Raw genomic sequence first — 26,269 nt, 5'->3', positions numbered from 1 at the left:
CAAAAACAGGAATATTTAAACAAAAGAATCAATACTTAAAAGTAAAGAACAAAACCAGTAAATAAGAATTTATGAGCAGCAACAAAGAATTCGGAAGTATCTCATTTGATTTACCAAAAAACCAATCCAATGTCATTAAGGTTATTGGTGTTGGAGGAGGAGGTAGCAATGCTATCAATCACATGTTCCAGCAGGGCATTAAAGGTGTAGATTTTGTAATCTGTAATACAGATGCACAAGCCTTACAAAACAGTGGTGTGCCAAACAAAATTCAGTTAGGTTTAGACCTTACCGAAGGTTTAGGAGCGGGAGCAAACCCTGAAATTGGTGAACAGTCTGCCGTAGAAAGCTACGAAGACATCAAACGTATGTTGGATACTAACACAAAAATGATCTTTATTACCGCTGGTATGGGAGGTGGTACCGGTACAGGTGCAGCGCCTATAATAGCTAAAATGGCTAAAGATTTAGATGTATTAACCGTTGGTATTGTTACTATGCCTTTTCAGTTTGAAGGTAAAATGCGTAACGAACAAGCTCAAAAAGGTATTGAAAAATTAAGAAATGTTGTTGATTCTTTAATTGTTATTAATAATAATAAACTTCGTGAAGTGTATGGAAATTTAGGCTTTAAAGCCGGTTTTTCTAAGGCGGACGAAGTGCTATCTACAGCTGCTCGTGGTATAGCCGAAGTTATTACACATCACTACACGCAAAACATCGATTTACGTGATGCGAAAACTGTATTAAGTAATAGTGGTTCAGCTATTATGGGATCGTCTGTAGCTTCTGGTCAAAACAGAGCTAAAGATGCAATTATGAAAGCTTTAGATTCTCCGTTGCTTAACGATAATAAAATTTCGGGTGCTAAAAACGTATTGTTGCTTATCGTTTCGGGTGCTCAGGAAATTACTATTGATGAGATTGGAGAAATTAACGATCACATTCAGAGTGAAGCTGGTCATGGAGCAAACATTATTATGGGGGTTGGTGAAGATGACTCTTTAGAAGAATCAATCGCTGTAACCATCATCGCTACGGGTTTTAACTTAGATCAGCAGGATGAAATTTCGAATACCGAAGCAAAGCGCGTTATTCATTCATTAGAAGAAGATCAGAATAAAGAAAAACAGGAAACAAAAAAAGAAAGGGAGCCTGCAATAATCACTCCTAATATTGAGCTTAAAAAAGAAGAACCTAAAGTGGTAAGACACACCTTAGATCTTAACGATTTAGATGCTTTTGAAGCTCATGCAGAACCAAAAAAGCCAGTATCTGTTAAACCGGAAGTAACGCCATCTGATTTAATTCAGACCACAGATGCGATAAAAAATATAGAGGTACAGTATGAAGATATCTCTGAAGTTGATGCTAATGATTTTGTGTTTACCGAGGTAAAAGCTGAAACCAGACAACCGGTTCAGAATTTTGATGCCGAAGAAGAAAAACAGATTACCTTGTCTTTCGATTTACCTTTAACCAATAAGCCTGAAGTTGAAGAAGAGGAGAATAAGGTAGTGAAGCATAGTCTTGAAGAAGAAAGCCGAATTAAACATTTACCGGTAAACGATTATGTAGAATTGGTTAATGTGACTGAAGCGACAGATAAAGGTGAAATTCGATATGTGTTAGACGATCACAGCGAATCTATTCGAGAAGTAAGAAAGCCTGCTCAAAAGCCGGTAGAAGACAGAGCTTTAAGTCAATTCAATAACAATATCAGCTTTGTAAAGAAAGAGGAATATAAGGAGTTAACATCGCAACCGCAGAAGGCAGAAGATGTAGATCCTATGAACAGCCCGATTTCTGATATGCTTAAAGAACGTGCTGAAGAGCGCAGACGTAAGATGAAGGATTTTAACTATAAATTCAATAATTCTAAAATTGATGAAATCGAGAAAATTCCGGCGTACAAACGTTTGGGAATTAATCTTAATGAAACTCAGCATTCATCGGAAAATAATATGTCTAAAACCAGTTTAGGCGTAGACGACAATAATGATATTCAGCTAAGAAGTAATAATTCGTTTTTGCACGATAACGTTGATTAGATTAATAGCAAATTTAGTTAAGTGTTTTTAGCTTTTAAACCCGAAAACTCTTTGAGATTTTCGGGTTTTTCTTTTTATATTCGCATCAAATTTAAATTATGAGTTTACAACAAGATATCATGACAGCGCTTAAGACTGCCATGAAAGCTAAAGATCAGGCTGCTCTTACCGCATTACGTGCAGTAAAATCGGCTATCTTATTAGCTCAGACAGAAACAGGTTCTACAACAGAATTAACAGAAGAGCAGGAGCTTAAATTACTTCAGAAGTTGGTAAAACAACGCAAGGATAGCGCTGCTATTTATGTGGAGCAGGGCAGACAGGATTTAGCCGATCCGGAATTGGCTGAAGCAGAAGTTATAAGTCAGTTTTTGCCAGAAGCTTTGTCTGAAGCAGAAATAGAGGTTGTTGTACTTGCTGCTATTAAAGATCTTGGAGCTGAAGGTATGAAAGATATGGGGAAGGTTATGGGCGTTGTAAGTGGACAGCTTACTGGTAAAGCCGATGGCAAAACCATTTCTGCCATAGTAAAGAAAAACTTAGCTTAACATATAATCCTGAATATTTTCAGGAGCTGGCTGCGTACCTGCCTGCCGACAGGCAGGTTTCGGCAAGTAACACGAATAGAGTGTATTTTGTTTATGTCATAAGGAGTTCAAAGGATGGTCGTTTATATAAAGGAATGACACAAGATTTAGTTAGAAGGATCAAGGAACATAATCAGGGTAAAAATAGATCTACTAAGGGATTTATGCCGTGAGAATTGGTTTTTCAAAAAAGTTTTAATAGTAGAATTGAAGCGAGAAACTATGAAAAGTTTTTAAAAACTGGTGTAGGAAGAGAGTTTTTAAAAAGTATATTATAAAAGGCTGCGTAGTTCAACTGGATAGAATATCAGATTTCGGCTCTGAGGGTTGGGGGTTCGAATCCCTCCGCGGTCACAACACAAGCGTAATTAATAGCATTCTGTTAATTGCGCTTTTTTATTTTTGAGTCTTAACTTTGGTTAAAAATATTATAAATAAAATAATCACTTTATATTTTCAGTAACTTTATATTATGAAAACACGTTATATATATATCATCTGTTTATGTTTTTTGCTCATTGGTAATTCAGCTTGTGCTCAGGATAAAAATGATATGCTGACTCCGGGCGCTATAGCTGATGTTATTAAAAAACATCCTGAAATGGAAATTATAGATGTAAGAACACCGGAAGAATATGCTGGCGGACATTTGGCAAATTCAAAAAATTACAATTACAAAGCTGTTAATTTTGAGAATCAGATTGCGTCTTTAGATAAATCGAAACCGGTAATTGTATACTGTTTAAGTGGTGGCCGTAGTGCTAAAGCAGCTCAGAAAATGCGAGCCGAAGGATTTTCAAAAGTGTATGAAATGCAAGGTGGTATTGTAAAATGGCGTAGTGAAAACCTGCCGGAAGAAGCTGTTGGAGTGGATTCGGGGATGACTATGGCGGAATTTCAGCATATGTTGAATTCAGATAAACAGGTATTGGTCGACTTTTATGCAGAATGGTGTCTGCCCTGTAAAAAAATGGAACCTTATTTAAAGGAAATCACTGAAGATATGTCTGGTTCTGTAAAGGTTGTTCGTATAGATGCCGATAAGAATCGAAGCCTGTGTAAAACCTTAAAGGTGGATGCGCTTCCTGTGCTTCAGTTGTATAAAAACAAAGAACTTATCTGGAATCATTCGGGGTTTATAGAAAAAGACGACGTCTTAAAACAGTTGCAGTAAGTATTTAATTTTAAGTTTATAACTTCGATTTAATAAATTTAAGAATTCGTTTTCTGTCATTAAGCACATCAGTTCGGTAATGCTTATTCTTTATAAAAAACCAGATTCTATGGCTTAATAATTGCGATAACTGCAGATATGATAATGTTTTATAATGCAGCGTTCTGAATTTCGGATACCTGTTTTTAAGCCGGTAAACCTTAGCTTTTAATTTTAACAAAGCAGTGGTCTTAGGTTTTGGAAACACATTAAAATAAAGCCGTCCTAAATTGAAATTATTTACAATGTGTTTGTTGCTAAGGGCATATTTATGCTCAGGTTCTGAAACATGAGGTAAAAGCACCAGCGTGTCGTAAACGTTTTTCAGACCAATAAAATTGTAATACGATCCTAAATCGTTAACTTGAAAATTAAGTACATTATGAATCAGTAAATGCTTCGTACAAGGTATCGGGATGTTCGTGTTTTTTGTCAATATCCTTTCGTCCAAGACGGCCTGTGGCTGTAAAATATCCTGATCGGTGTCCAGTAACTTAAAATGGATTTCTACCGCCCCTAAAAATGCTTCAGAGGCTAAACGCAAGAGGTGTTTGTCTTCAAAATATTTCGGGTTTATGGTAGGCGTTTTGGCATAGTTATAACCTTTACTGAGTAATAAATCAAAGGCTTTCTGGCAAAGATGTTTTGGAACGAGTACATCGATGTCTCCCAACATGCGTTCCCCAATATTATTATAATAGTCTGAAGCGATCATTGCGGCTCCTTTTAGAAAGACGTGAGGAATATCTGCCTGATTAAACCAGTTATTTATCATGTGGACTTCTTGTAAAAGCGCCTTGTTCCGTTCCAGGTTTAAATCGTAAATATATTTCTGATATTGGTATAAGTCTTCTGGTAAATCCTTTAAAAGGCCTTTGGAGCATAATCTGGAGTATAGCGTTGGTATTACCAAGTGGTTGCTACCAAATGCTATAACTGCTTCCCAGTCTATTTCATTAGTTTGAATAGCCTTTTGTAATGCTTTGGCATTGTTTTCAAAATTTAAAATTTTAGCTAAATGCTGTAAAGTCTGCTCGGTGCTATTCATAAACGAAAATCCTATTCGTTTTTAAATATAGTAGAAAAAACAGCAATAGCCTCGGTATTGTTACTGTAAGTTAATTTATAACAGGTAAGTGTGCTAATCCAGTTTAAAAAGGCTTTTGCATTTTCAGGCTTTGGTGAAAGCCAGGAATCGGGAATAAGAATTTCCAGAGCTTCTTTTATGGAAAGTGCTTCAAGACTGGTTTCTGCTTTGGCTTGATAATTTACTAAAACGACTGTATTACATGGCAAATGGGTTTTTGTGGGTTCCGGAGTTGGAAGATATTTTATAGGGCCTTTATAGGATCTTAAAAAACAAGATGGCAAAGTGTCTATTTGAGGCGCATACGGTTTTAAAATGTCGAAGGCACCTTGTTTAATGGAAATGGCTCCCGGAAAATAATAGCTGTGTAAATTTTCCCTTAAAATAGGTGTGGTATCGTCCGCCATTAGCTCATAGCCATTAAAAGCTAATAAACTCGTCAACGTGCTTTTTCCGCTTCCGGAAGTGCCAATAAGAGTCACGGAGGATTGACCATTGGAAATCGTGGAGGCGTGTAAAAGGCCTATCCAGTCATGTTCTGTGTTTTCATAAAGGGAGCAAAGGAGCTCCATGTTAAACTTGCCCTGCAGTTTATTGTAATAGCGTTGTTCGAATGCTTTTATAAAATTTTTGTTTTTGAACAGCTGTAATGTGCTGTGTTTAGTATTGATCTGAAAACTAAAATCGGCGTTTGTATTTGTTTCAGTTTCTAAGTGGGCAATCTGTGGATGGATATATTCCTTTAAGGATTCGGATTCAAAATTAATTTCAAATTGAAATCCCAGACATCTATAATAGGTAGTAAATAAGTACTGTTGGGTTAAAGTAGTCTCTGGATATGGTTCTTCTGAATTTAAAGGCCGATTAAGATCTTTCAGAAATCCCTTTATATCATTCAGTAAGGTTGTTGCTTGTGTAGTTGGAAGCTTTGATTCCTGTATGCAGTGCTGTATAAAGGCTGTTTCGGAATCGGAAGTAAAATAGAGTTGTATGTAATAGAACAATCCGTTAGCGATTATGGCATACCGGTTTGAAGTTTCAAACCAAAGTATCGTTACATCGTTAACGGATTGTGTATGTTTAGGCTTTAAAGACCTATTCAAAGTATTTTAATACTTAAAAATTATTCTTAACCTGATTTTTGTCGATTTGGGAATTAGAATTGTCTACTGCTGGGTTATTACCATTTCCGTTTCCATTATCAAGACCGTTTGCGTTTCCGTTAGGTGTATTTCCTCCCGGATTCACAGGTAAACTGGTTTCCTGCGCACGTAAAGGATTTAATACTGCAAACGTACCTATGGCTGTAAAAGCAGCGTATTTACCCATTTTTTTCAGGGCCTCTTTACGAGTAATTTCTGTATGCTTATTTTCCTTTTTCATAGTTGTAAATATAAAATAAGTTTTTTGTAATCAAAATATTATTTTAAAATAACGCGTTTCGAAATTTGGTTACCTAACTCATTTTCAATTTTAACAATGTAAACACCGCTAGTATAACCTACCGTACTTAATGTGTATTCTCTTACTGTGTTGTTTAAGATCGTATTGGTAATTTGTCTACCTTGAATGTCGTAAAGACTTAGCTTTGTGTTTTTGCCTAAGTCGCCTTTAATTCTAAGAGACTCTCTACCTGTGAAAATTTGAATACTTTCTAAAATATTTTCTTCTACAGATAATCTGCTTTGGTCTGTAGTGTGTAGTATAAAACGTCCTAATCCACTTAATTTCGTATCTGTAGTAAACGTATAAGGTTTATCCGATAATAGTGTCCAGGTATTGGTTTTAGTATCTTCTAGATATACCGTCGCGCCCTCGTTAAGCGTAGATTCTATAATATCTAAAGTAATTTGTTCACCTTTAGGAGCAATAATACCTAAAGGAATAGCAATACCAGTTCCTAAATTGCTGTTTGGTAAAGTCTGAATACCAATTTTAAAATTAGAGTAATCTTCCACCAACTGGGTAAACATAGTAAAACCGGAATAATTATTGCCATAAATGGTGGCATCGTAACCTTTATCAAAACCTAAGGATGCTATATCATTAAAATAAACAGCAGTTGTGTGTCTTTTGGTTTCTCCTGTTGATAGGGCAAGTGTAAAATGTGTTTTGTGAATATCAGCGGTTCTCCCAGCTACAAAATCATCATCTGAACCAATTGTACGCATGTTCGGGTTAAATATCAAAGATTGTCCGGAATTCTCCAAAGGGATTGCTACATAAAACCCTTGCCCAGGTGTCATTAATATGTCTGTACTTTGATTAAAGATAACCCATCCATTATTTCCATCATATCCATAAACAGCTTCTTTCCCAGTTTGGAATAGGCTGATATTTGTTGAGACAAAATTACTCATGTCTAAGTATGATGTGTAAGGATTTCCTACTAAATTCCATTGTGATGCCAATCTACTTGTATATGTTAATAAGCTAGATATGCTGGATGTTAAAATGTTACCTGAAAACACTAAATTAGAATTTTGAGATAATGTGGAAGCTCTGTATCCAACCGCAGGTTCTAATTCATTGTTTAAGTCCGCTGTACTCCAATCTCTATAATCTCCAAAGTCTTTGTCAAATGGACCAAATAAAACTTGATTAATACCAACAGGGACTAGGTTACTTAAATTATCGTCAGTATCGATAAAGTCAATAAAGGTCTCTCCAGGAAGTGGAGATGAAATCAAATCATTACCAGTAGAATTTACGTGTCTACTGTACTTTGCATTGCCAGTAACAGAGCCATTTACAATTAATGAGCTGTAATTTGTAGAAGTTGAGTTTAAAATTAAGTTATTAGCAGTGTTAATGTCATTAACTGTTAATGAACCAGTTGATTGAATAGAAATACCTGCTCCAGCTTCAGTAAATATATTTTGTAATTCGATATCAGTCGAAATTTCGTAGGTGCCATTGACGATTAGAGCATTATATCCACCAGTGGAAAAGTCGGGGGCTGGGGGTGCATTTAGAGGTGCGGTCCACGTCCCGTCCTGTAACACATAACCACTGAAATTGCCGTTTGAAATTATTTTAAAATTGTCAAGACCAATTATGAAGTCGTCAAAATTTTGATGAGTTCTATGGAAATTAATATTAATCCTTAAATCAATTGTAGTCTCGGTTGGGTTTAAAGTATTGATTGGAATCGTAACTGTTCTTGCGTTTATATTATTGTTTGCTCCTTGGCTAACTATATCGATGTCGGTTAGCTGAGATGGGTTTCCATCTGAGTCATACTCATAAATTTGATAAGAAATTGTAGGGGTATATGTGTTATTTGCTGAAATATATTCGTAATCAAAACTTATTTCAATATTTTCATATCCAGAAATATCTATGGGTTCCATATATAACATGTAGTCGCTAAATGTATTAGAACGGCTTCTTAATCCAAAAAAGTTTCCAGTTATCGAAGAACCTGCTCCTCCAATAGATCCTAAGCCCGAAGTTAATTGATCAGTTTCTCTCCATAAATATTGAGAGGATGTGTCGTTTGGGTCAGTTTCACTAGGGGAAGTGGCTAGCTTAGGCCAATTGTTGCCTGCTCCATCCCAGTTTTGGGTAGCAATAGTGAATGTCTGCCCATACCCCAAAGTAGTAAAGGCCAAGCCTATTAATAATAAAAAGTAAATTTTCTTCATAGTTAAAATTTTTAAGATTCATAGCAAACTTACACGGAGTAAGTTAATGATTTTAAATGAATTGATAGTTTAGGTGCTACAAAGATATATAAATTTCGTTTGTGAGTTTTACATTACGCACAAACTTTATTTTTTTTGTTAAACGGTGTGTTTCCTTAGATTAACGGAGGGGGGTAAGAGTGGGAGTAGTGTTTTAGCGAAATTTCTTACTTTTTAACTAGTAAATGGGTAATAGTGTTGTATTTCAGCGGTTTATGTGTAATTTAGTGTTTCAATTCCCTCACTTATATTAACTTAAATTAATTCTTGAATGGTTTCAGGTGTGCCTTGGATACAGCAATTTACGCTACCCAGTAAAGTGATTTTGGGAATATTTCTATGTGTGCTTATTTGTATAATGATATACTATTCCTTTAAAATGGTGGAAATGGTGTATGTCATTCTATTTAAAAAGCCCTTATATGTGCATTTTTATATGAAGCTTAAAAAACTGGAGCAGGCCGATAAGGATTTATTGTATAAAAGCTTTAATTTCTACAAGGGCTTAAATACAAAACAGCGTTTGTATTTCGATCATCGGGTGGTGTCTTTTATAAAGGATAAAGAGTTTATAGGGCGTAAAGGTTTGGAGGTTACCCAAGACATGAAATTACTTATTTCGGCCCATGCGGTAATTTTAACTTTTGGTTTTAGAGATTTCTTTATCGGACTTATAGATAAGATTTTTATTTACCCGAATAAATTTTATTCCAAGGCAAATGCCGCGTATCATAAAGGAGAAATGAATCCGAGAATGCGTGCACTGGTCATTTCCTGGGAGGATTTTAAATTTGGGCTGGAGGTGACTAACGATAATATTAATCTGGGGATTCACGAATTTACGCACGCCATACATTTAAATAGTATGAAGGAAGGCGATGTGAGTTCTACCATTTTTGCCGATTCGTTTAAGGAACTCGCTAATTTATTGACCAAAGATGAGTCTTTACGGAAGGAATTGCTGGAATCCCGTTTTTTCAGAGATTATGCGTTTTTAAACCAGTTTGAATTTTTAGCTGTTGTTATGGAGCATTTTATAGAGCGCCCCATGGAGTTTAAACAGCAATTCCCTCAAATATACAGCAAAGCGAAACAAATGCTTAACTTCGATTTTTTAGGGTATTAATACTGTAGTATTGGTACTCGTTTGTGTTTTGTTGTTTTACTCTTTTTTTACAGGTTATATATTTTTTGTCAGTCTAACTAATTGATTCATATCTTTTTGGAGTGATTTCGGTCTACAGATTATACAGTTTTAAGCGGGGTTTTTCTTTAGTTTGTTAGTTTTGAATTCCTTGATTTTTCTAGGGGGTATTTTACGAATCTGTTAATTTAAGTTTAACAATAACGTTTTCGTGAAATTCTTTTTAGAATTTGTTTTGTCAGGAATTTAAAAAGAGTAGTTTTGTTACTCGTTATTAATCACTCCGAATGTTAGAATCTTTAATCACCTCAAAGACAAGGATCCGTATTTTGGTTAAGTTATTCCTTAATGCAAATACCAGTGGGTATCTGCGTGGATTGGCTTTGGAGTTTAATGAATCTACTAATGCAGTTCGCAAAGAACTCAATCAACTATCTTCAGCAGGTTACCTAGGTAAGGGTAAAGAACAAAATAAAGTAACATATCAGGCAAATACGAAGCACCCGCTTTTTGTGCCATTGCAAAATATGGTTCGAAAATATGTGGGCTTGGATACTATTGTGAAAACGGTTTTGAACCGTATGGGCGATGTTGCTCGCGTAATTGTTATTGGCGATTATGCCGAAGGGATTGATAGTGGGACTATAGATGTAGTGGTAGAAGGTGCTGATTTAAATACGGTATACATTAACCAGATGGCGAGTAAAATAGAAAAGGAAATTGGTCGTAAAGTGAATTTTACATTGACCAGCAATTTTACCCGTACGGATGGTTTTGTGATTTACGATAAGGAAGTGGAAGGTAAAAAGGAGGGCTGATGGAACGTAAATGGCATGTGGTGTATACAAAATCCAGAAATGAGAAAAAGGTTGCCGAAAAACTGGAGCGTTTAGGAGTAAAAGCGTATTGTCCGGTTTTAACGGAAGTGCGTCAGTGGAGTGATAGAAAGAAAAAAGTATTAGTGCCAATGTTGCCTAGTATGGTGTTGGTGCATGTAAGCGAAACTGAACGTCATCTGGTGTTTGATGTGCCGGGAGTAGTGCGCTATATGTTTTGGAATGGAGTGCCGGTTGTAGTGAGAAATGAGGAAGTCGATGCGCTTCGCGAGGTGGAAACAGGAAAAGGATTTGACAGTGCAAAAGTGGAAAGTTTAAAGCCGGGGACAGAAATAAATCTGTCTGAATTAGGTTTTGAAGCCGCTCAGGGTACGGTGAAGTATGTATCTGGAAATCAGTGTTGGGTGGTGTTGAAGGATTTAGGGTATGTAGTAAAACTGCAATTGCAGTAAAGAATATTTTAATTAATTTTTTTAATTGTTGGGGCGACTGGAAATGGGGCGCACCACGGCGAAGCCGTGAGTAAAACTTAATAAAAATATAGTATATTGTACTATTAAAAAAAAATAATCAGTCTTATGAAACAGAAAGTAGCTTTAATCACAGGAGTAACGGGGCAGGATGGAGCCTATTTAAGTGAATTTTTATTGAAAAAGGGATATCAGGTTCACGGCTTAAAACGTAGGTCTTCTTTGTTTAATACAGATCGTATCGATCATTTATATCAAGATCCGCATGTTGACGGACGTAATTTCTTTTTGCACTATGGTGACATGACCGATAGTACAAATTTAATTCGATTAATTCAGGAAATTCAACCAGATGAGATTTATAACCTGGCTGCAATGAGTCACGTACATGTGTCTTTTGAAGTTCCGGAATATACGGGTAATGCAGATGGATTAGGGACACTTCGTATTCTAGATGCGGTTCGTTTATTAGGACTGGAAAAGAAAACCAGAATTTATCAGGCATCAACATCTGAATTATATGGTAAAGTTCAGGAAGTGCCTCAATCAGAAACAACCCCGTTTTATCCACGTAGCCCGTATGCCGTTGCTAAAATGTATGCGTACTGGATTACTGTAAACTACCGTGAGGCTTATGGTATGTATGCGTGTAATGGTATTTTATTCAATCATGAATCTCCAATTCGTGGGGAAACGTTTGTAACCCGTAAAATTACGCGTGCCGTATCTCGTATTGCTTTAGGATTACAGGATAAATTGTATTTAGGAAACTTAGATGCGCAACGCGACTGGGGGCATGCCAAGGATTATGTACGTATGATGTGGATGATTCTTCAGGCCGAAGAAGCTGAAGACTGGGTAATTGCTACAGGAAAAACGACTCCGGTAAGAGAGTTTGTTAAAATGGCATTTGCTGAAGTAGGTATTACTTTGGAATTTAAAGGGGAAGGTGTTAATGAAAAAGCTTATGTGGTGTCTTGTAGTAACCCTGAGTTTCAGTTGGAAGAAGGAAAACAAGTCTTAGCAGTAGATCCTAAATATTTCAGACCTACAGAGGTGGATTTATTAATTGGTGATGCAACTAAGGCTAATACTAAATTAGGTTGGATTCCAGAATACGAATTGAAGGATCTTGTAAAAGATATGATGGAAAGTGACGTGAAACTAATGCAAAAGGATCAGTATCTTAAAGATGGAGATTATGAAATTTTAAATTATTTCGAATAATTTAAAGAAATCAAAAGTCACATTTTTATGAAAAAGGATTCAAAAATATATATCGCTGGCCATCGCGGTATGGTTGGTTCTGCAGTTTGGAGAGCCTTAGAAAGTGAAGGTTTTTCTAATCTAATAGGAAGAACGAGCTCCGAGTTAGATTTGCGTAACCAAAATGAGGTTTACGAATTTATTAAAACCGAACAACCGGATGTAATTATCGATGCTGCAGCTCGTGTTGGAGGCATTTTAGCCAATAATGATTATCCGTATCAGTTTTTAATGGAGAATCTGCAAATTCAAAATAATTTGATAGATGCGGCTCATAAATTGGAGGTACAAAAGTTTATCTTTTTAGGAAGTTCTTGTATATATCCAAAGTTTGCTCCACAACCGTTAAAAGAGGACTGTTTGTTGACAGATGCTTTAGAGCCAACGAACGAATGGTATGCTATTGCAAAAATTACGGGCGTGAAAGCCTGTGAGGCCATTAGAAAACAATATCAAAAGGATTTTGTGAGTTTAATGCCTACTAATTTATATGGTACGCATGATAACTTTGATTTACAGACCTCGCATGTGCTTCCTGCAATGATTCGTAAGTTTCATGAAGCTAAAGAAAATGGAAATGCGCCAGTAACGTTATGGGGCAGCGGTACACCAATGCGTGAATTTTTATATGTAGATGATATGGCTGAAGCCGTAGTGTTTGCTGTAAATAATGTGCTTCCGGAACATTTATATAATGTAGGTACAGGAACCGATGTTACCATTAAGGAATTAGCAGAAACCATTCAGAGGGTTACGGGTCATGAAGGTGACATTATCTGGGATTCGGAAAAGCCAGATGGTACACCACGTAAATTAATGGATGTATCCAAATTAAAATCAGCAGGATGGTCTTATAAAACGGAACTGCTGGAAGGTATAGAAAAAACATATGTCTGGTTTTTAGAAAACCAGAACACAATTAAACAAGTTAAATTATCTAAATAAATTATAATGAACATCAAGAATATTTGTTGTATCGGTGCTGGCTATGTTGGCGGACCAACTATGGCGGTTATCGCTCAAAAGAATCCGGATATAAACGTTACTGTAGTTGATTTAAATGAAAAGCGTATCGCCGCCTGGAATGATGAGAATTTAGATAATTTACCAATTTACGAGCCGGGTTTAGATCAGGTTGTTGGAGAGGCGCGTGGTAGAAACCTGTTCTTTTCAACAGCAGTAGATGAAGCTATCGATAACGCTGAAATGATTTTTATTTCGGTTAATACACCAACAAAAACCTACGGTGTGGGTAAAGGTATGGCGGCCGACTTAAAATATATCGAATTGTGTGCGCGTCAGATTGCACGTGTGGCTAAAACCGATAAAATCATAGTAGAAAAGTCAACCTTACCGGTACGTACAGCTCAGGCTATTAAAAGTATTCTGGATAATACAGGAAATGGCGTGAAATTCCAGATATTATCAAATCCAGAGTTCCTGGCAGAAGGTACTGCTGTAGAAGATTTACAAGCGCCAGACCGTGTGTTAATCGGAGGCGAGCAGACTCCGGAAGGATTAGCAGCCATAGAGGCTTTAGTTAATGTATATGGTAGCTGGGTGGCGACAGAGAACATTATTACCACTAATTTATGGTCTTCAGAATTATCGAAGCTAACAGCAAATGCGTTCCTGGCGCAGCGTGTGTCCTCAATTAATGCCTTGTCTGAATTATGTGAAGTTACAGGTGCTGATGTAAACGAAGTTGCTAATGCTATAGGAAAGGATAGTCGTATCGGGCCAAAGTTTTTAAAAGCGTCTGTAGGTTTTGGAGGATCTTGTTTTCAAAAAGATATTTTAAATCTGGTGTATATAGCAAAATCGTATGGTTTAGATGCTGTAGCCGATTATTGGGAACAGGTTATTATTATGAATGACCATCAAAAGCGTCGTTTTGCTAAGAATATGGTGAAAACCCTTTATAATACGGTTTCAGGTAAAAAGATAGCTTTCTTGGGCTGGGCGTTTAAAAAGGATACCAATGACACCCGTGAATCTGCTGCGATTTATGTGGCCGATATTTTATTGGACGAACAGGCTAAAGTAATAGTATATGACCCTAAAGTAACAGCGCAGCAGATGTATGCCGATCTGGATTATTTACAAACGCGCTCTTCTGAAGCTAACGAACAAGGCTTAACTGTTGTTAAGAATCCATATGAGGCTTTACAAGGGGCTCATGCCATTGCTGTACTAACCGAATGGGATGAATTTAAAACTTATGACTGGCAAAAGATTTACGATACCATGCAGAAACCAGCCTTTGTGTTTGACGGACGTAGTGTTTTAGATAAAGCAGCCTTAGAACAAATAGGCTTTCAGGTATATGTAATTGGACAATAAAACTTGGTGATATAGCAGTTGGTTGAGTAGTGAAACAATCTAATTTAGTTAATGATTGGTTTGTCACTTCGAGCGGAGTCGAGAAGTAATCGGGTACGTTAACGATATCATATTTAACCGAGGACACAATATTTACTATGGAAGCACAAAATAATATATCAGAAACGCAAACCATATTGGTTACCGGAGTAGCCGGGTTCATTGGATTTCATGTGACGAAAGCACTTTTGGCACTGGGACATACAGTTATTGGTATAGACAATATCAATGATTATTATGATGTAGACATTAAATATGCCCGTCTAGAGCAACTAGGCATTTCCAGAAACGAAGCAGAACAGGAATTGAACACAACGTTTAGTTTAGTATTTGGCGATCGAATGCAATTCGTAAAGATGAATCTGGAAGATCGTGGTGCTATGGATCAGCTGTTTCAGGATTTTAAATTTGATGCGGTTTGTAATCTGGCTGCTCAGGCGGGAGTGCGTTATTCGTTACAAAACCCCAATGCCTATGCCGATAGTAATTTAATTGGGTTTTTAAATGTTTTGGAAGGTTGCCGACATCATAATATTAAACGTGTGGTGTATGCCAGTAGTTCCAGTGTGTATGGTAACAGCGATGATATCCCATTTAAAGAAACAGCCAATGTAGATCATCCGATTAGTTTATACGCAGCTACTAAAAAGGCTAACGAACTGATGGCTCATACGTATAGTCATCTATACGGTTTTGAAACGATAGGCTTGCGCTTTTTTACGGTGTATGGACCCTGGGGCAGACCCGATATGGCCATGTTTTTATTTACAGATGCCATTATAAACGACAAACCTATTAAAGTTTTTAATAATGGTGATCTCTCTAGAGATTTTACATATATCGATGATATTGTAGCTGGAGTTGTGGCCACGCTCTTAGAACCGTCAGATGATACAGGCTTATATAAGTTGTACAATATTGGTAATAGCCAACCGGTACAGCTTCTCGATTATATAGAAGCCGTAGAGCAGGCTCTTAATAAGACTGCTCTTAAAGAGATGCTGCCTATGCAGCCCGGTGATGTGAAACAAACCTATGCCGATACTTCGGCTTTAGAAAAATACTACCATTACAAACCTAAAACAGATGTCAAGGCTGGTGTAAAAGCCTTTGTAGATTGGTATAAATCATTTTATTTATAATTAGAATTATGCAGAAAAGCATTCAAAACGACGACTGGACCATTGAAATTTATCCAAAGTCGAAATTATTAGATCTAAATTTAAAGGAAGTCTGGCGTTATAGGGATTTGATAGCTCTGTTTGTGCGAAGAGACTTTGTAGCGGTGTATAAGCAAACTATTTTTGGCCCCCTCTGGTTTTTTATACAACCTATTTTAACGACTATTATGTTTATGGTGGTATTTGGAGGTATTGCCAAAATGAGCACCGATGGGATGCCTAAAGCATTGTTTTATCTTTCGGGTATTGTACTGTGGAATTATTTTTCAACGGCTTTATCTAGAACATCTACTACTTTTGTCAATAACAAGGGGGTTTTTGGCAAGGTGTATTTTCCAAGAATGGCTACCCCAATTAGTTTAATAGTATCAAAACTTTTAACATTTGGTGTACAGTTTGGGTTGTTCCTAGTAGTGTTTGCCTACTTTTATTTTTTTACTGAAGCTCCAATTCGTCCTAATGCTATGGTGTTGTTTGTACCTGTATTAATAATTATTACAGCAGGTTTAGCTCTAGGTTTAGGTTTAATTATTACCTCTTTAACAACAAAATATCGCGATTTCACTTTCCTTTTGGCCTTTGCCATCCAGTTAGGAATGTATGCCACGCCTATTATTTATCCGGCCAGTTCGGTGTCAGGAAAAATGAAAATGATAATTATGGCTAATCCTATGAGTCCTATAATAGAGACTTTCCGGTATGCTTTTTTAGGAGTTGGTAATTTTAGTTGGGTGGCTTTGGCCTATAGTACGATAGTAATGATTGTGTTAATTTTTATAGGTGTAATTACTTTTAATAAAGTAGAGAAAAACTTTATGGACACCGTTTAGGTAAATAAAATTAAAGATAAAAAACGCATGAAACCTGCAATAAAAATAGAAAATTTAAGTAAACAGTACCGTTTGGGAACTGTAGGAACAGGGAGTTTTGCAAGCGATATGAATCGTTGGTGGCATACTGTTAGAGGTAAAGAAAATCCGTATTTAAAAATTGGCGAAACTAACGATCGTACCAGTAAGGGGAATTCAGAGTATGTCTGGGCTTTACGTGATATTAATTTTGAAGTACAACAGGGCGAAGTCCTTGGTATCATTGGTAAAAATGGAGCGGGTAAATCTACGCTGTTAAAGTTGTTAAGCCGAGTAACAGCACCGACTACAGGGAGTATAAAGGCTAGAGGTCGTATTGCTTCACTGTTGGAAGTTGGTACTGGATTTCATCCGGAATTGACAGGTCGGGAGAATGTGTTTTTGAATGGTGCCATAATGGGAATGACTAAGCGTGAAATCGCATCTAAGTTTGACGAGATTGTTGATTTTGCAGGTTGCGAACGGTATATCGATACCCCAGTAAAGCGTTACTCTTCTGGGATGTATGTGCGTCTGGCTTTTGCGGTAGCGGCACATTTGGAACCAGAAATTTTAATTGTTGATGAGGTTTTAGCTGTAGGCGATGCCGAATTCCAGAAAAAGGCCATTGGTAAAATGAAAGATGTAAGCCAGGGTGGAGGACGTACCGTGCTGTTTGTGAGTCATAATATGGCTTCTGTAAAGAATCTTTGTACTAGTGGTGTTTTATTACAAAATGGTACAGTAAGTACATCAGGACCAATAGATAATGTAATAGAAACATACATACAAGGCAATATAAGCAAAACCAATAATATAGAATATGTTGCTAAAGACAAATTTCTAGATGAAAAACCAATAAAAATATCTAAAGCATATATATCTTCGTTAGGTGTAAAAAATAATAATGTGTTTTCAGGTGATTCATTTGATATTCACGTTGAATATATAGCAAAAGAGGAAAATACAAATTGTAGACTGTTCATAGGTGTTTATAATCAAAGTGATCAAAAGCTACTTCATTTAGGGAATGTTTATGGTGGTATAGATTCCTTTAGTTCCAAAAAGGAAGGTAAGATAGTTTGTTCAATACCGAAGTGTAATTTAAAGGAAGGAACATATTTTATTAATTTGTCGTTTCATAGAGATGGTATTTCAGTAGATAGAGTTAAAAATGCGCTCACCCTAAATGTGGAAAATGGAGATTTTTATGGTACCGGAAAATTACCTGATAATAGAGAGAATATCTTTTTTGTTGAACAAAATTGGCAGGTATTATAATGAAGAATACGGATCTGTATTTGTTAAAATTTTATACATCTTTAGTTTATAGATTAAGGCAAAGATTTAAAAGCAAAAAAGAGTCTTTACTAGAATGGGCGGTGAAAAGTCCGGTACAAAGTACGGTGTATTATACTTTGATAGATGATAGTTTTGATAGTGAGCATTTTAGGGTGTTAAGCGGGAAGCACAATTTCAAATCAAATAAAGCATCTTCTGGTATCTATGCAAGAACGAGAAGAAATATTCATCGCATAGAAAAGGGAATATCAGCAAGTTTTCTTGCTAAAAAAAATGTATTTGCTTTAGAGTATATAGAAGAGACTATCGAAGGCGTCGGGGATTTATTAAAGAGTAACTATTTAAATACACCATTTCATAAATGGAGTTTTGATGTACTAAATAATTATTTTTCTGTGATAGAAAAGGATGATTTTTGTGATAGTTTGAACGCTAAATGGAAGTTAATCGTAGAAGAATACCCATTAACAAATACTGAAACTAAAAATCATGCTCCATTTCACTACAGAGATTTGCCTGTTTCTAATGTTACTTTCCCAGAATTGAATGCTTTATTTAAAAAAAGACATTCAGTACGTTGGTATAATGAAAAGGAAGTAAATGTTAAGTTAGTCAAAGATGCTGTTCAAGCAGCTTTACAATCTCCTAGTGCATGTAACAGACAACCTTTCGAAGTATTGTATATAACAGGTGCTAAATTGGAACAACTAAAAGCTCTTAAACTTGGGTTTGGCATATTTTCAAGTACTATAAAATCTTTTTTATTTATTGTAGGAGATTTAAGTTCTTATATAGAAGAACGGGATAAGCACCTTATTTATATAGATGGAAGTTTATTTGCCATGTCTTTGATGTTGGCTCTGGAGTCCTTGGGAATATCTTCTTGTCCGATAAATTTTCCAGATGAAAAAAAGTTAGATAACAAAGTTCAGAAAATTTTGGGTCTAAAAGATTACCAAAAAGGGGTAATGTTAATGTCTATAGGCTATGCCAATGATGATAGTCCAATTCCTTATTCAGCCAAAAAGAATGTTGATGAAATTTTTAAAGAATTAAATTAAATGAATGTACTAATAGATAATGCCGGTTTCGTAAATAAAGGCGCTGAATTAATGCTTTTTGCTGTAAAGGCAAAAATTAAGAATTCTTATCCCAATACTAAATTTGTAATTAGAGAGCGAATAGCTTCAATTTCATTAGAGCAGATTAAACAAGAGGGGTTCTATGTTTTAAAAAATCTTGATAGTGGTAAATATAAAATGATACCAGATCGTTTTACTCACTTTTTAGGTTTAATAAGACCCTCTAATATTGATTTGGTTCTTGATGCTGGGGGTTTTCAGTTTTCAGATCTATGGGAAAATAGATATGCTGAAAAAGGAAATACAAACGATGTAATACGAGAATATTATAGGAAATTGAAATCTAAGGGAGCAAAAATTGTTTTTTTACCTCAGGCTTTTGGTCCGTTTAATGAAAAGCTTTCAAGAGAACGCATAGAGATTATTCATGAATATGCAGATTTAATGTATGCCAGAGATAATACTTCCTTGAAGTATTTAACAGATATAGTGGGGGTAAGTTCTAAAATAAAATTAGCATCAGATTTCACTAATTTATACAAACCGTCTGTACCATTAGTTAATCTATTACCTCAGGGCGAGTATATTGGCATAATTCCAAACCAAAAGATGATAACCCATACAGATAGTAGTGTTTCTAACAATTATTTTGATTTTTTATTAAAGTTATGCAACAAGCTGGTTGAAAATGGAGAAAAAATAGTTTTGTTAAACCATGAAGGTAAGGGCGATTTTGAAATAATAAAAAAGCTGAATTCAAAATTACCGGAAAAAGTAATTACTTTAACAGATTTAAATGCAGCTGAAGTAAAAGCTGTTATTTCAAGATTTAAACTGCTTGTGTCTTCCAGGTTTCATGGTGTGGTAAGCGGATTATCTCAAGGCATACCTACATTTTGTACCGGATGGAGCCATAAATATGAAGAGTTACTAAATGATTATCAGGTTAAAAATAATTATCTACCTATTAATAGTTTTTCTGAATCTTTTGCTAAACTTTCTTCTGTGTTAGAGGGGAAGAACAGTAATCATATCCAGTCTAAAGAAATAATTGATAAGCTAAAGGAAAACGTTGATAACATGTGGACTGATATAATAAAGAATTATATAAATTAATGGTTTTAATTACACTTTTTGAAAAAGTGACAGTGACTCCTATAATTCTATTTGTATACAATCGAGTACACTGTATATTATCATAAAATTTCAATTGTCTTATTATTTTATCAGTAATTCACCTGAATTAATTATTTCTAATGATAGGGGGCTATTTATTGAAGTCATAACTAACCAATAAAAATCTAAAATAATATATCGTTTATAAAATATGGCATATAGAATAAAGTATTAAAAAAAACAGCTATTAAATTTTTTTAATAATTAATAGAACCAAAATAATTTTTATAAATACCGAAAAAAAATGCTAATAGAAGTATTAAAAAAAGTGAAGCGAAGACTATTCATTAAAGATATTATCCTAGTATATACAATGGGTAAGGTGGGTAGCAGTACTATTTATAAAACTATAAAAAAACATGGACCTAAAGCCATTGTATTCCATGTTCATTTTTTATCTGATCGATATATCAATGAAACGGATTCTAATCGATATAATTATCAGTCTAACAAGAGATTAGCTGAAAAGATTCGAAATACTATTAAAGCATTTCCAAGACATCGGATAAAAATTATTTCTATGGTGCGTGAGCCTTTTAGCAGGGACATTTCAAATATTTTTCAGAATCCGATAGATTTTATTGGGAATAGATCTTTGGATGATGTGGATGTACTAGAACTAATTCATAGTTATAACTCAAAAGAAAGTCATTCGTACACGCTAAACTGGTTTGATAAGGAATTCAAGGAATATACAGGGGTAGATGTTTACGAATTACCTTTTGATAAACAAAAAGGATTTTCAATCAGCAAAACGAATGGATATGAAATTCTTCTCCTTAAAATGGAAAGTTTGAATTCAATTGGTAAGCAAGCGTTAGAAGAATTTATTGGCTGCGAGATTCCTAATTTAGAAATTGAAAATACAATTGAAGATAAGCCTTCATATAAAATACAAAAGGAATTTAAGAAACTTTATAAACCAGAAGAATCGACAGTTAATAAAATTTCTGGTTCCAAGTTTGTAAATCATTTCTATACTAAGGAAGAAATTAAATTAATTTTAGATAAATGGCAATAAAATATCATTGTTAATCAAAAATGAGTTTTTCAAATATAGCAATAATAATACCTACTTATAATAGACCAATAGCATTAAAACGTCTCTTAAATAGTATCTCATGTAGTAATTTTTTGGGAAATAATAATGTTGATCTTATTATAAGTTGTGATTATTCTGGTGAAGATTTTTGTAGAGTAGTTGCGGATGATTTTATATGGGGATTCGGTCGCAAAAAAGTAATAGTACATGACATAAATTTAGGTTTACGTGAACATGTGTTTTTTTGTGGTGATTTGGTTAAAGACTATGATGGAATTATCATGCTTGAAGATGATTTATTTGTGTCGCCAAACTTTTATAAATATGTCGTAGAGTCAAATTCATTTTTTCAAAAAGATACGAGAATTGGACAAATTTCATTATATAATTACAGATACGACGAATATAGTTCTTCAATTTTTAATCCAATAGGTCAAAATGCGGATAATTTTTTTATGCAAGTGCCTAGTTCTTGGGGACAATTTTGGACCAAAAATCAATGGATTAGTTTCAGGGAGTCGTATAAAAGAAATGAGTTGGATATAACAGAAAATTGTGTTCTGCCAACAATAGTAAAGCGGAATTGGCCGGAATCGTCTTGGAAGAAATATTTATATCATTATCTCATTAAAGAAAATTTATTTGTTGTATATCCATATACTTCATTGAGCACAAATTTTGGAGAAGTTGGAACACACTTTGAACAAAGAGTAAAGTTTACGCACTCCGCTTTAGCTTATAATACTAAGAATTTTCAGTTTGCAAGTTTGGATAACTCTAAGTCAGTCTATGATTACAATTTTGAACTACATCCTATGGTATATAGTCATTATTTAAGTGATGAATTGAGAGAATATAATGTGGAATTCGATCTTAATGGAACTAAAGAGTTAACTCAAATAAATGCAGACTATCTTATTTCTATGAAAGATTGTAAAGCACCTATCCGAACATTTTCCAACGATTTGCTACCACAGGAATTAAATATTATTTTGGATAATGAAGGGCAGTTTTATAGTTTAGGGAGAACAGAAGATTTTACAGATCATAATCCAAGGATAAAGCGTTTAAAGCGAAATTTGGATTTTATACCTACAGGTATCATCTCTGCTTTAGAAAAGGAAACACGGAAGGAGTATGAACGGATGTTACCTTTTAGGATTCATAGGAGGTTGCGATTAATATTTAATCTTTTTAAAATAAACTCGTAGTATACTAGAGTTAAGTGTAATTATTATTATTATATGAAAGTTTCTATCATTACGATAAATTATAATAATCTGGAGGGTCTAAAAAAAACAATACCTTCGGTTATTCATCAAAGGTATACGCAAATAGAGTTTATAGTTATAGATGGGGGCTCTTCAGATGGGAGTAAAACGTTTATTGAAAAACAGACATCAAATATAACGTATTGGATAAGTGAACCTGATAAAGGCATTTATGATGCCATGAACAAAGGTATTGAAAAGGCCACTGGAGATTATTTGTATTTTTTAAATTCAGGCGATTATTTTTATAACGAACACGTCCTTACAGATTTATGTGATCATCAGCCGGATGCTGATATAATATGTGGAAAAATCGTATTTAAGTCCCAACATAAGGAACGTATTGGTGGGCACCCGGAAGAAGTTCGTATGAGTCAGTTATACCACTCATTTTTCTGTCATCAGGCCGTGTTTTTTAAAAAAAGATTATTTGATGAAATGGGAGGCTATGATGAACGTTTTAAACTTATTGCAGACTGGGCTTTTATTTCGTTGGCGTTTACAAAGTTTAATGCCTCATATAAATATTATGAAGATGTGGTGATTGCATATTATGATACCACCGGGATAAGTAGTGATGGTGAAAAGGCTGAAAGACAGATACAGTTAGATAAGGCTCTTTTTTTTAATACCTATTTTCCTTTTCTAAAAAAGGACATGGAAGAGTTACAGGAATTAAGAGTTCTTGATAAACGTTTTAAATCGCGACCGCGATTGTACAATTTGTTTATTTGGCTTTTAACAATATTGGAGAAGAAAGTATAAAATGGATAAAACAATATGATACCTAAACACTTGCATTATGTTTGGTTTGGTACAAACAAATTTCCACAAGTAGTAAATCAATGTTTAGATTCTTGGAAGAAGGAATTGATTGATTTTCAATTTCATTTTTGGAATATTGATAATATTGAATTGGATTGTAATTTTGCAAAACAGGCATTTGAACAAGAAAAATGGGCTTTTTTAAGTGATTATGTGCGTTTAAAAAAGTTATACGAATATGGAGGTGTATATTTAGATACTGATATGTTGGTAGTAAAAGGGTTTGAAGACCTCTTGTGTTATGATGTTTTTTTTGGAAAGGAATCAGAAACTTTGATAAATGGAGCCATAATAGGCGCTAAAAAGGAGTCTGAGTTTATAAAAATGTTAATCGATTATTATAGGACAATTTCTATAGATGAGGTTGAGGCTATACCTATTATTATTACAAAACTATTAAAGCAATATGATGGAATAGAGACTATTAAAATTTATCCGGTAGACTATTTTTATCCTTTCCCATACTCTGATAGTTATAAATATAAAGTAAATCCGATTTCTTATAAAACTAAAAACACATATACGATTCATTTGTGGTATAAATCTTGGAAAAATGATATGTTCAAATATACAAGGGTGAAAAATCATATAGGTGCATTTAAATCTCTACTGAAACATTTAAAAAAGAATCCTTTTTCCTTGAATTTATGGTCTAGGATTCCAGGAACGACAAAATTGTCTTTAATTCAGTTATGGAACAATCTAGTAAAGTAACTATTTTAATGCCTGTTTACAATGGTGAACAGTATTTAAAGGAAGCCATAGATTCTGTTTTAAACCAGTCTTTTAAGGATTTCAAATTACTTATAATTAATGATGGCTCTACAGATAAGACGCAAAGCATTATAGATAGTTATTGTGACCCACGTATTATTGCTGTGAAGCAGGATAATATGGGGGTGTCCCGGTCGCTTAATAAGGGGTTGTCTATGATTCAAACCCCATATGTGCGTAGACATGATGCCGATGATATCTCAGAGCCCTGGATGTTGGAATGGCAGGTAAACTATCTGGAAGAAAATCCTGAAGTTGCTGCAGTCTCAACACGCTGTCATTTTATGACAGTAAATAGTAAGGTGTCGCCAGTACATTTTCAACCCAAAGCCGATATTTTTGAAGGACAGGAACTGATTTTTGCAGCCCGTAAGCATTTTGAACCGTTTAGTCCTGTAGTGCATGGTACGGTACTCTGTCGTACAAAAGTATTCGAGGAGTTTAAAGGCTATCGTACCGAATTCTTAACTAGTGAGGATAACGATTTGTGGTTGCGTATTATAGAAAAATACCCTTTTGCTATTCTAAATAAGGCACCCTATAAATTACGATTGAGTCCAGGGTCGGCCACTCAAATGCATAAAGCCAGTATAGGATTTTATAGGCAATTAGCTTTAGATTATGCGGATGAGCGTATGGCAAAAGGAGATGATCCGATTATGAGGGGTAAAGGTGTAACAGAGTCCCTAACAGATAAGACAGAACAGAAAGAAGCTTTTAAAACACCAGAAGTAGGGAAAGTCTTTGCAGGGAATCATTTGAATTTTTTATATAAGGTAGCGGTAGCAGCCAAAGATTGGAAGTTGGCCAATCAGCTTGCTAAAGAAAGTTTAGTAGTTGGTTGGAAATTACCTAAGACTTGGAAGGCTCTTTTTTTTCCACTTATAGGGGAAGATATGGTGAAACGTGGTGTTAAACTAAAAAAACTCTTGTCTTGGTAATTGCTTATTTTGGTGCTGACCGAGCACTTCTTGAAGCTGATAATGCTTTTACTTTGAACAGGAGAAATATGGCTGTACTTTATGGTTTAACTCAAATGAAAGAAGTACATGTTGTAATAAATTGTATTAGAACGACGCGAACCAGAGTAATAAAAGAATTGTTTAAGCGGGATAAAGAACAGTCTAAATATATTAATTATTATATAGCGCCGATTTTACCAGAAAAAGGGGACTTAAGGCAGTTGTTTAGACCCATAAACCGGTTTTTGTTAAAATGTATTAATTTAAAAACACATAGGTTTTTAAAAAAAGCTAAGGTGATAAACTGGTGCTATTGGCCAAAAGCCTATTATGATTGGAATTACTTGAAATTTGAAGGGAAATTTGTTTTTGACACCGATCATAATATCATTGAAGACCCCAATATTAGTCCTGAATTTAGATTGAATAGAAAAAACGAACTACTTACAATTGGTAAAAAAAGTGATCTTATTTTAAGTAGTTCAAGATCTATGCTTTTATGGTATAATAAACAAGGTTTTAATAACACGTGTTTAATGCTGAATGGAGTATTTAGTGAAAGAATAAATCTTGAAACCAGAAATATTAAAGGTGCTAACTACACAGTTACGTATTGTGGGACCTTATCAAAATGGATTAAAAGTGAGTGGTTAATACAATTAATTCAAGACCATCCACATTGGCAGTTTAATATTATTGGAGCTAATTATAAAACAGAGTTGTCTGAAACTTTAGAAGCATATTCTAATGTAGTACTGCATGGGTTTTTAAAGCCCAAAGCAGTTAGTGCAATATTAAAACAATCAGATGTAGCCATAGGTTTATATAATGAAAATCCGGCATTAGACGTAAACAGTATGAAGCTTTATGATTATTTATCGCAAAATATACCAGTTGTAATTAATAAGTATCATGATTATTTAAATGAGGATTTTCAAAGCCTTGTCTCAACAGCAGTCAATTATGAGGAATTTAAAAAGATGGTAGCTACTCCTTTTGTACTAAGTCATCAAAAAATAAATCATTTTTTAAGTCAGAGTCTTTGGGATAAACGTATTCAAAATGTATTAGAACAGCTTTAAAA

At 34.7% G+C, this 26,269-nt stretch carries 25 protein-coding genes and 1 tRNA gene; 22 read left to right on the top strand and 4 right to left on the bottom strand.

Annotated elements, in window-relative coordinates:
- Nucleotides 1-71 precede the first annotated feature (71 nt).
- The 5 genes from ftsZ to I3217_RS10235 all read left to right on the top strand — a co-directional run bounded on the left by ftsZ (nucleotide 72) and on the right by I3217_RS10235 (nucleotide 3,812).
- Nucleotides 72-2,051, top strand: coding sequence for a cell division protein FtsZ (ftsZ, locus tag I3217_RS10255; RefSeq protein WP_435049668.1), 1,980 nt, complete (start codon nucleotides 72-74; stop codon nucleotides 2,049-2,051).
- Nucleotides 2,052-2,149: 98 nt separating this feature from the next.
- A complete protein-coding gene (locus I3217_RS10250; protein ID WP_435049667.1) occupies nucleotides 2,150-2,599 on the top strand; it encodes a GatB/YqeY domain-containing protein in 450 nt (149 codons plus the stop codon).
- A gap of 80 nt (nucleotides 2,600-2,679) precedes the next feature.
- Complete coding sequence (locus tag I3217_RS10245; protein ID WP_435049666.1) at nucleotides 2,680-2,811, top strand: GIY-YIG nuclease family protein; 132 nt, start codon at nucleotides 2,680-2,682, stop codon at nucleotides 2,809-2,811.
- Nucleotides 2,812-2,918: 107 nt separating this feature from the next.
- A tRNA-Arg gene (locus tag I3217_RS10240) sits at nucleotides 2,919-2,992 on the top strand.
- 118 nt (nucleotides 2,993-3,110) lie between these two features.
- Complete coding sequence (locus tag I3217_RS10235) at nucleotides 3,111-3,812, top strand: thioredoxin domain-containing protein (RefSeq protein ID WP_435049665.1); 702 nt, start codon at nucleotides 3,111-3,113, stop codon at nucleotides 3,810-3,812.
- A gap of 16 nt (nucleotides 3,813-3,828) precedes the next feature.
- Here I3217_RS10235 and I3217_RS10230 read toward each other — a convergent pair whose 3' ends face one another.
- From I3217_RS10230 to I3217_RS10215, 4 genes are read right to left on the bottom strand one after another with little or no spacing between them, the layout of a single operon-like run.
- Nucleotides 3,829-4,899, bottom strand: a complete 1,071-nt coding sequence (locus I3217_RS10230) for a nucleotidyltransferase family protein (protein WP_435049664.1) — start codon at nucleotides 4,897-4,899, stop codon at nucleotides 3,829-3,831.
- Nucleotides 4,900-4,910: 11 nt separating this feature from the next.
- Nucleotides 4,911-6,041: a hypothetical protein gene (locus tag I3217_RS10225; protein WP_435049663.1), complete on the bottom strand. Its 1,131-nt coding sequence runs from the start codon at nucleotides 6,039-6,041 to the stop codon at nucleotides 4,911-4,913.
- 13 nt (nucleotides 6,042-6,054) lie between these two features.
- Nucleotides 6,055-6,321 carry a hypothetical protein gene (locus I3217_RS10220; RefSeq protein WP_435049662.1) on the bottom strand — a complete coding sequence of 89 codons (267 nt, stop codon included), beginning with the start codon at nucleotides 6,319-6,321 and terminating at the stop codon, nucleotides 6,055-6,057.
- Nucleotides 6,322-6,359: 38 nt separating this feature from the next.
- Nucleotides 6,360-8,585, bottom strand: coding sequence for a T9SS type A sorting domain-containing protein (locus I3217_RS10215; RefSeq protein ID WP_435049661.1), 2,226 nt, complete (start codon nucleotides 8,583-8,585; stop codon nucleotides 6,360-6,362).
- A gap of 475 nt (nucleotides 8,586-9,060) precedes the next feature.
- On the opposite strand from I3217_RS10215, the gene I3217_RS10210 reads away from it, so the two are divergent.
- From I3217_RS10210 to I3217_RS10130, 17 genes are all read left to right on the top strand, one after another.
- Nucleotides 9,061-9,750 (top strand): zinc-dependent peptidase, encoded by a 690-nt coding sequence (locus tag I3217_RS10210; RefSeq protein ID WP_435049660.1) that lies wholly within the window; start codon nucleotides 9,061-9,063, stop codon nucleotides 9,748-9,750.
- A 347-nt stretch (nucleotides 9,751-10,097) separates the two neighbouring features.
- Nucleotides 10,098-10,586, top strand: coding sequence for an ArsR family transcriptional regulator (locus I3217_RS10205; protein WP_435049659.1), 489 nt, complete (start codon nucleotides 10,098-10,100; stop codon nucleotides 10,584-10,586).
- The gene (locus I3217_RS10200) at nucleotides 10,586-11,056 is read left to right on the top strand and encodes a UpxY family transcription antiterminator (RefSeq protein WP_435049658.1); all 471 of its coding nucleotides are present in this window, start codon (nucleotides 10,586-10,588) and stop codon (nucleotides 11,054-11,056) included. Before I3217_RS10205 ends, I3217_RS10200 begins: the two co-directional genes overlap by 1 nt.
- A 126-nt stretch (nucleotides 11,057-11,182) precedes the next feature.
- On the top strand, nucleotides 11,183-12,301 hold the full coding sequence (gmd, locus tag I3217_RS10195; protein WP_435049657.1) for a GDP-mannose 4,6-dehydratase: 1,119 nt from the start codon (nucleotides 11,183-11,185) through the stop codon (nucleotides 12,299-12,301).
- Between the two features lie 27 nt (nucleotides 12,302-12,328).
- A complete protein-coding gene (locus I3217_RS10190; protein WP_435049656.1) occupies nucleotides 12,329-13,285 on the top strand; it encodes a GDP-L-fucose synthase family protein in 957 nt (318 codons plus the stop codon).
- Nucleotides 13,286-13,291: 6 nt separating this feature from the next.
- On the top strand, nucleotides 13,292-14,683 hold the full coding sequence (locus I3217_RS10185; RefSeq protein WP_435049655.1) for a UDP-glucose 6-dehydrogenase: 1,392 nt from the start codon (nucleotides 13,292-13,294) through the stop codon (nucleotides 14,681-14,683).
- Nucleotides 14,684-14,820: 137 nt separating this feature from the next.
- Nucleotides 14,821-15,864, top strand: a complete 1,044-nt coding sequence (locus I3217_RS10180) for an NAD-dependent epimerase (protein WP_435049654.1) — start codon at nucleotides 14,821-14,823, stop codon at nucleotides 15,862-15,864.
- A gap of 8 nt (nucleotides 15,865-15,872) precedes the next feature.
- Nucleotides 15,873-16,733 (top strand): ABC transporter permease, encoded by an 861-nt coding sequence (locus tag I3217_RS10175; RefSeq protein ID WP_435049653.1) that lies wholly within the window; start codon nucleotides 15,873-15,875, stop codon nucleotides 16,731-16,733.
- Between the two features lie 27 nt (nucleotides 16,734-16,760).
- Nucleotides 16,761-18,032 (top strand): ABC transporter ATP-binding protein, encoded by a 1,272-nt coding sequence (locus I3217_RS10170; protein ID WP_435049652.1) that lies wholly within the window; start codon nucleotides 16,761-16,763, stop codon nucleotides 18,030-18,032.
- Entirely contained in the window at nucleotides 18,032-19,114 is a 1,083-nt protein-coding gene (locus I3217_RS10165) for a nitroreductase family protein (protein WP_435049651.1), read from the top strand. The genes I3217_RS10170 and I3217_RS10165 overlap by 1 nt, the downstream gene beginning before the upstream one ends.
- Nucleotides 19,115-20,251, top strand: a complete 1,137-nt coding sequence (locus I3217_RS10160; RefSeq protein WP_435049650.1) for a polysaccharide pyruvyl transferase family protein — start codon at nucleotides 19,115-19,117, stop codon at nucleotides 20,249-20,251.
- A 304-nt stretch (nucleotides 20,252-20,555) separates the two neighbouring features.
- The gene (locus I3217_RS10155) at nucleotides 20,556-21,332 is read left to right on the top strand and encodes a putative capsular polysaccharide synthesis family protein (protein ID WP_435049649.1); all 777 of its coding nucleotides are present in this window, start codon (nucleotides 20,556-20,558) and stop codon (nucleotides 21,330-21,332) included.
- 20 nt (nucleotides 21,333-21,352) lie between these two features.
- Entirely contained in the window at nucleotides 21,353-22,564 is a 1,212-nt protein-coding gene (locus I3217_RS10150) for a glycosyltransferase family A protein (protein WP_435049648.1), read from the top strand.
- 33 nt (nucleotides 22,565-22,597) lie between these two features.
- Nucleotides 22,598-23,389: a glycosyltransferase family 2 protein gene (locus tag I3217_RS10145; RefSeq protein ID WP_435049647.1), complete on the top strand. Its 792-nt coding sequence runs from the start codon at nucleotides 22,598-22,600 to the stop codon at nucleotides 23,387-23,389.
- Between the two features lie 15 nt (nucleotides 23,390-23,404).
- Complete coding sequence (locus I3217_RS10140; RefSeq protein WP_435049646.1) at nucleotides 23,405-24,163, top strand: glycosyltransferase; 759 nt, start codon at nucleotides 23,405-23,407, stop codon at nucleotides 24,161-24,163.
- Nucleotides 24,142-25,164, top strand: a complete 1,023-nt coding sequence (locus tag I3217_RS10135) for a glycosyltransferase family 2 protein (RefSeq protein ID WP_435049645.1) — start codon at nucleotides 24,142-24,144, stop codon at nucleotides 25,162-25,164. Before I3217_RS10140 ends, I3217_RS10135 begins: the two co-directional genes overlap by 22 nt.
- The gene (locus I3217_RS10130) at nucleotides 25,158-26,267 is read left to right on the top strand and encodes a glycosyltransferase family protein (protein ID WP_435049644.1); all 1,110 of its coding nucleotides are present in this window, start codon (nucleotides 25,158-25,160) and stop codon (nucleotides 26,265-26,267) included. Before I3217_RS10135 ends, I3217_RS10130 begins: the two co-directional genes overlap by 7 nt.
- Nucleotides 26,268-26,269: the final 2 nt, after the last annotated feature.

It is taken from the genome of Formosa sp. S-31 (assembly GCF_051172795.1).
GTDB lineage: Bacteria > Bacteroidota > Bacteroidia > Flavobacteriales > Flavobacteriaceae > Formosa.
This window is presented reverse-complemented; position numbering and strand designations above follow the sequence as displayed.

What these genes read in the sequence shown, in the direction of transcription:
- ftsZ (WP_435049668.1), top strand. Translation starts at nt 72, where the DNA reads ATGAGCAGCAACAAAGAATTCGGAAGTATCTCATTTGATTTACCAAAA.
- I3217_RS10250 (WP_435049667.1), top strand. Translation starts at nt 2,150, where the DNA reads ATGAGTTTACAACAAGATATCATGACAGCGCTTAAGACTGCCATGAAA.
- I3217_RS10235 (WP_435049665.1), top strand. Translation starts at nt 3,111, where the DNA reads ATGAAAACACGTTATATATATATCATCTGTTTATGTTTTTTGCTCATT.
- I3217_RS10230 (WP_435049664.1), bottom strand. Translation starts at nt 4,899, where the DNA reads ATGAATAGCACCGAGCAGACTTTACAGCATTTAGCTAAAATTTTAAAT.
- I3217_RS10220 (WP_435049662.1), bottom strand. Translation starts at nt 6,321, where the DNA reads ATGAAAAAGGAAAATAAGCATACAGAAATTACTCGTAAAGAGGCCCTG.
- I3217_RS10215 (WP_435049661.1), bottom strand. Translation starts at nt 8,585, where the DNA reads ATGAAGAAAATTTACTTTTTATTATTAATAGGCTTGGCCTTTACTACT.
- I3217_RS10210 (WP_435049660.1), top strand. Translation starts at nt 9,061, where the DNA reads ATGAAGCTTAAAAAACTGGAGCAGGCCGATAAGGATTTATTGTATAAA.
- I3217_RS10200 (WP_435049658.1), top strand. Translation starts at nt 10,586, where the DNA reads ATGGAACGTAAATGGCATGTGGTGTATACAAAATCCAGAAATGAGAAA.
- gmd (WP_435049657.1), top strand. Translation starts at nt 11,183, where the DNA reads ATGAAACAGAAAGTAGCTTTAATCACAGGAGTAACGGGGCAGGATGGA.
- I3217_RS10190 (WP_435049656.1), top strand. Translation starts at nt 12,329, where the DNA reads ATGAAAAAGGATTCAAAAATATATATCGCTGGCCATCGCGGTATGGTT.
- I3217_RS10185 (WP_435049655.1), top strand. Translation starts at nt 13,292, where the DNA reads ATGAACATCAAGAATATTTGTTGTATCGGTGCTGGCTATGTTGGCGGA.
- I3217_RS10180 (WP_435049654.1), top strand. Translation starts at nt 14,821, where the DNA reads ATGGAAGCACAAAATAATATATCAGAAACGCAAACCATATTGGTTACC.
- I3217_RS10175 (WP_435049653.1), top strand. Translation starts at nt 15,873, where the DNA reads ATGCAGAAAAGCATTCAAAACGACGACTGGACCATTGAAATTTATCCA.
- I3217_RS10170 (WP_435049652.1), top strand. Translation starts at nt 16,761, where the DNA reads ATGAAACCTGCAATAAAAATAGAAAATTTAAGTAAACAGTACCGTTTG.
- I3217_RS10165 (WP_435049651.1), top strand. Translation starts at nt 18,032, where the DNA reads ATGAAGAATACGGATCTGTATTTGTTAAAATTTTATACATCTTTAGTT.
- I3217_RS10160 (WP_435049650.1), top strand. Translation starts at nt 19,115, where the DNA reads ATGAATGTACTAATAGATAATGCCGGTTTCGTAAATAAAGGCGCTGAA.
- I3217_RS10155 (WP_435049649.1), top strand. Translation starts at nt 20,556, where the DNA reads ATGCTAATAGAAGTATTAAAAAAAGTGAAGCGAAGACTATTCATTAAA.
- I3217_RS10150 (WP_435049648.1), top strand. Translation starts at nt 21,353, where the DNA reads ATGAGTTTTTCAAATATAGCAATAATAATACCTACTTATAATAGACCA.
- I3217_RS10145 (WP_435049647.1), top strand. Translation starts at nt 22,598, where the DNA reads ATGAAAGTTTCTATCATTACGATAAATTATAATAATCTGGAGGGTCTA.
- I3217_RS10140 (WP_435049646.1), top strand. Translation starts at nt 23,405, where the DNA reads ATGATACCTAAACACTTGCATTATGTTTGGTTTGGTACAAACAAATTT.
- I3217_RS10135 (WP_435049645.1), top strand. Translation starts at nt 24,142, where the DNA reads ATGGAACAATCTAGTAAAGTAACTATTTTAATGCCTGTTTACAATGGT.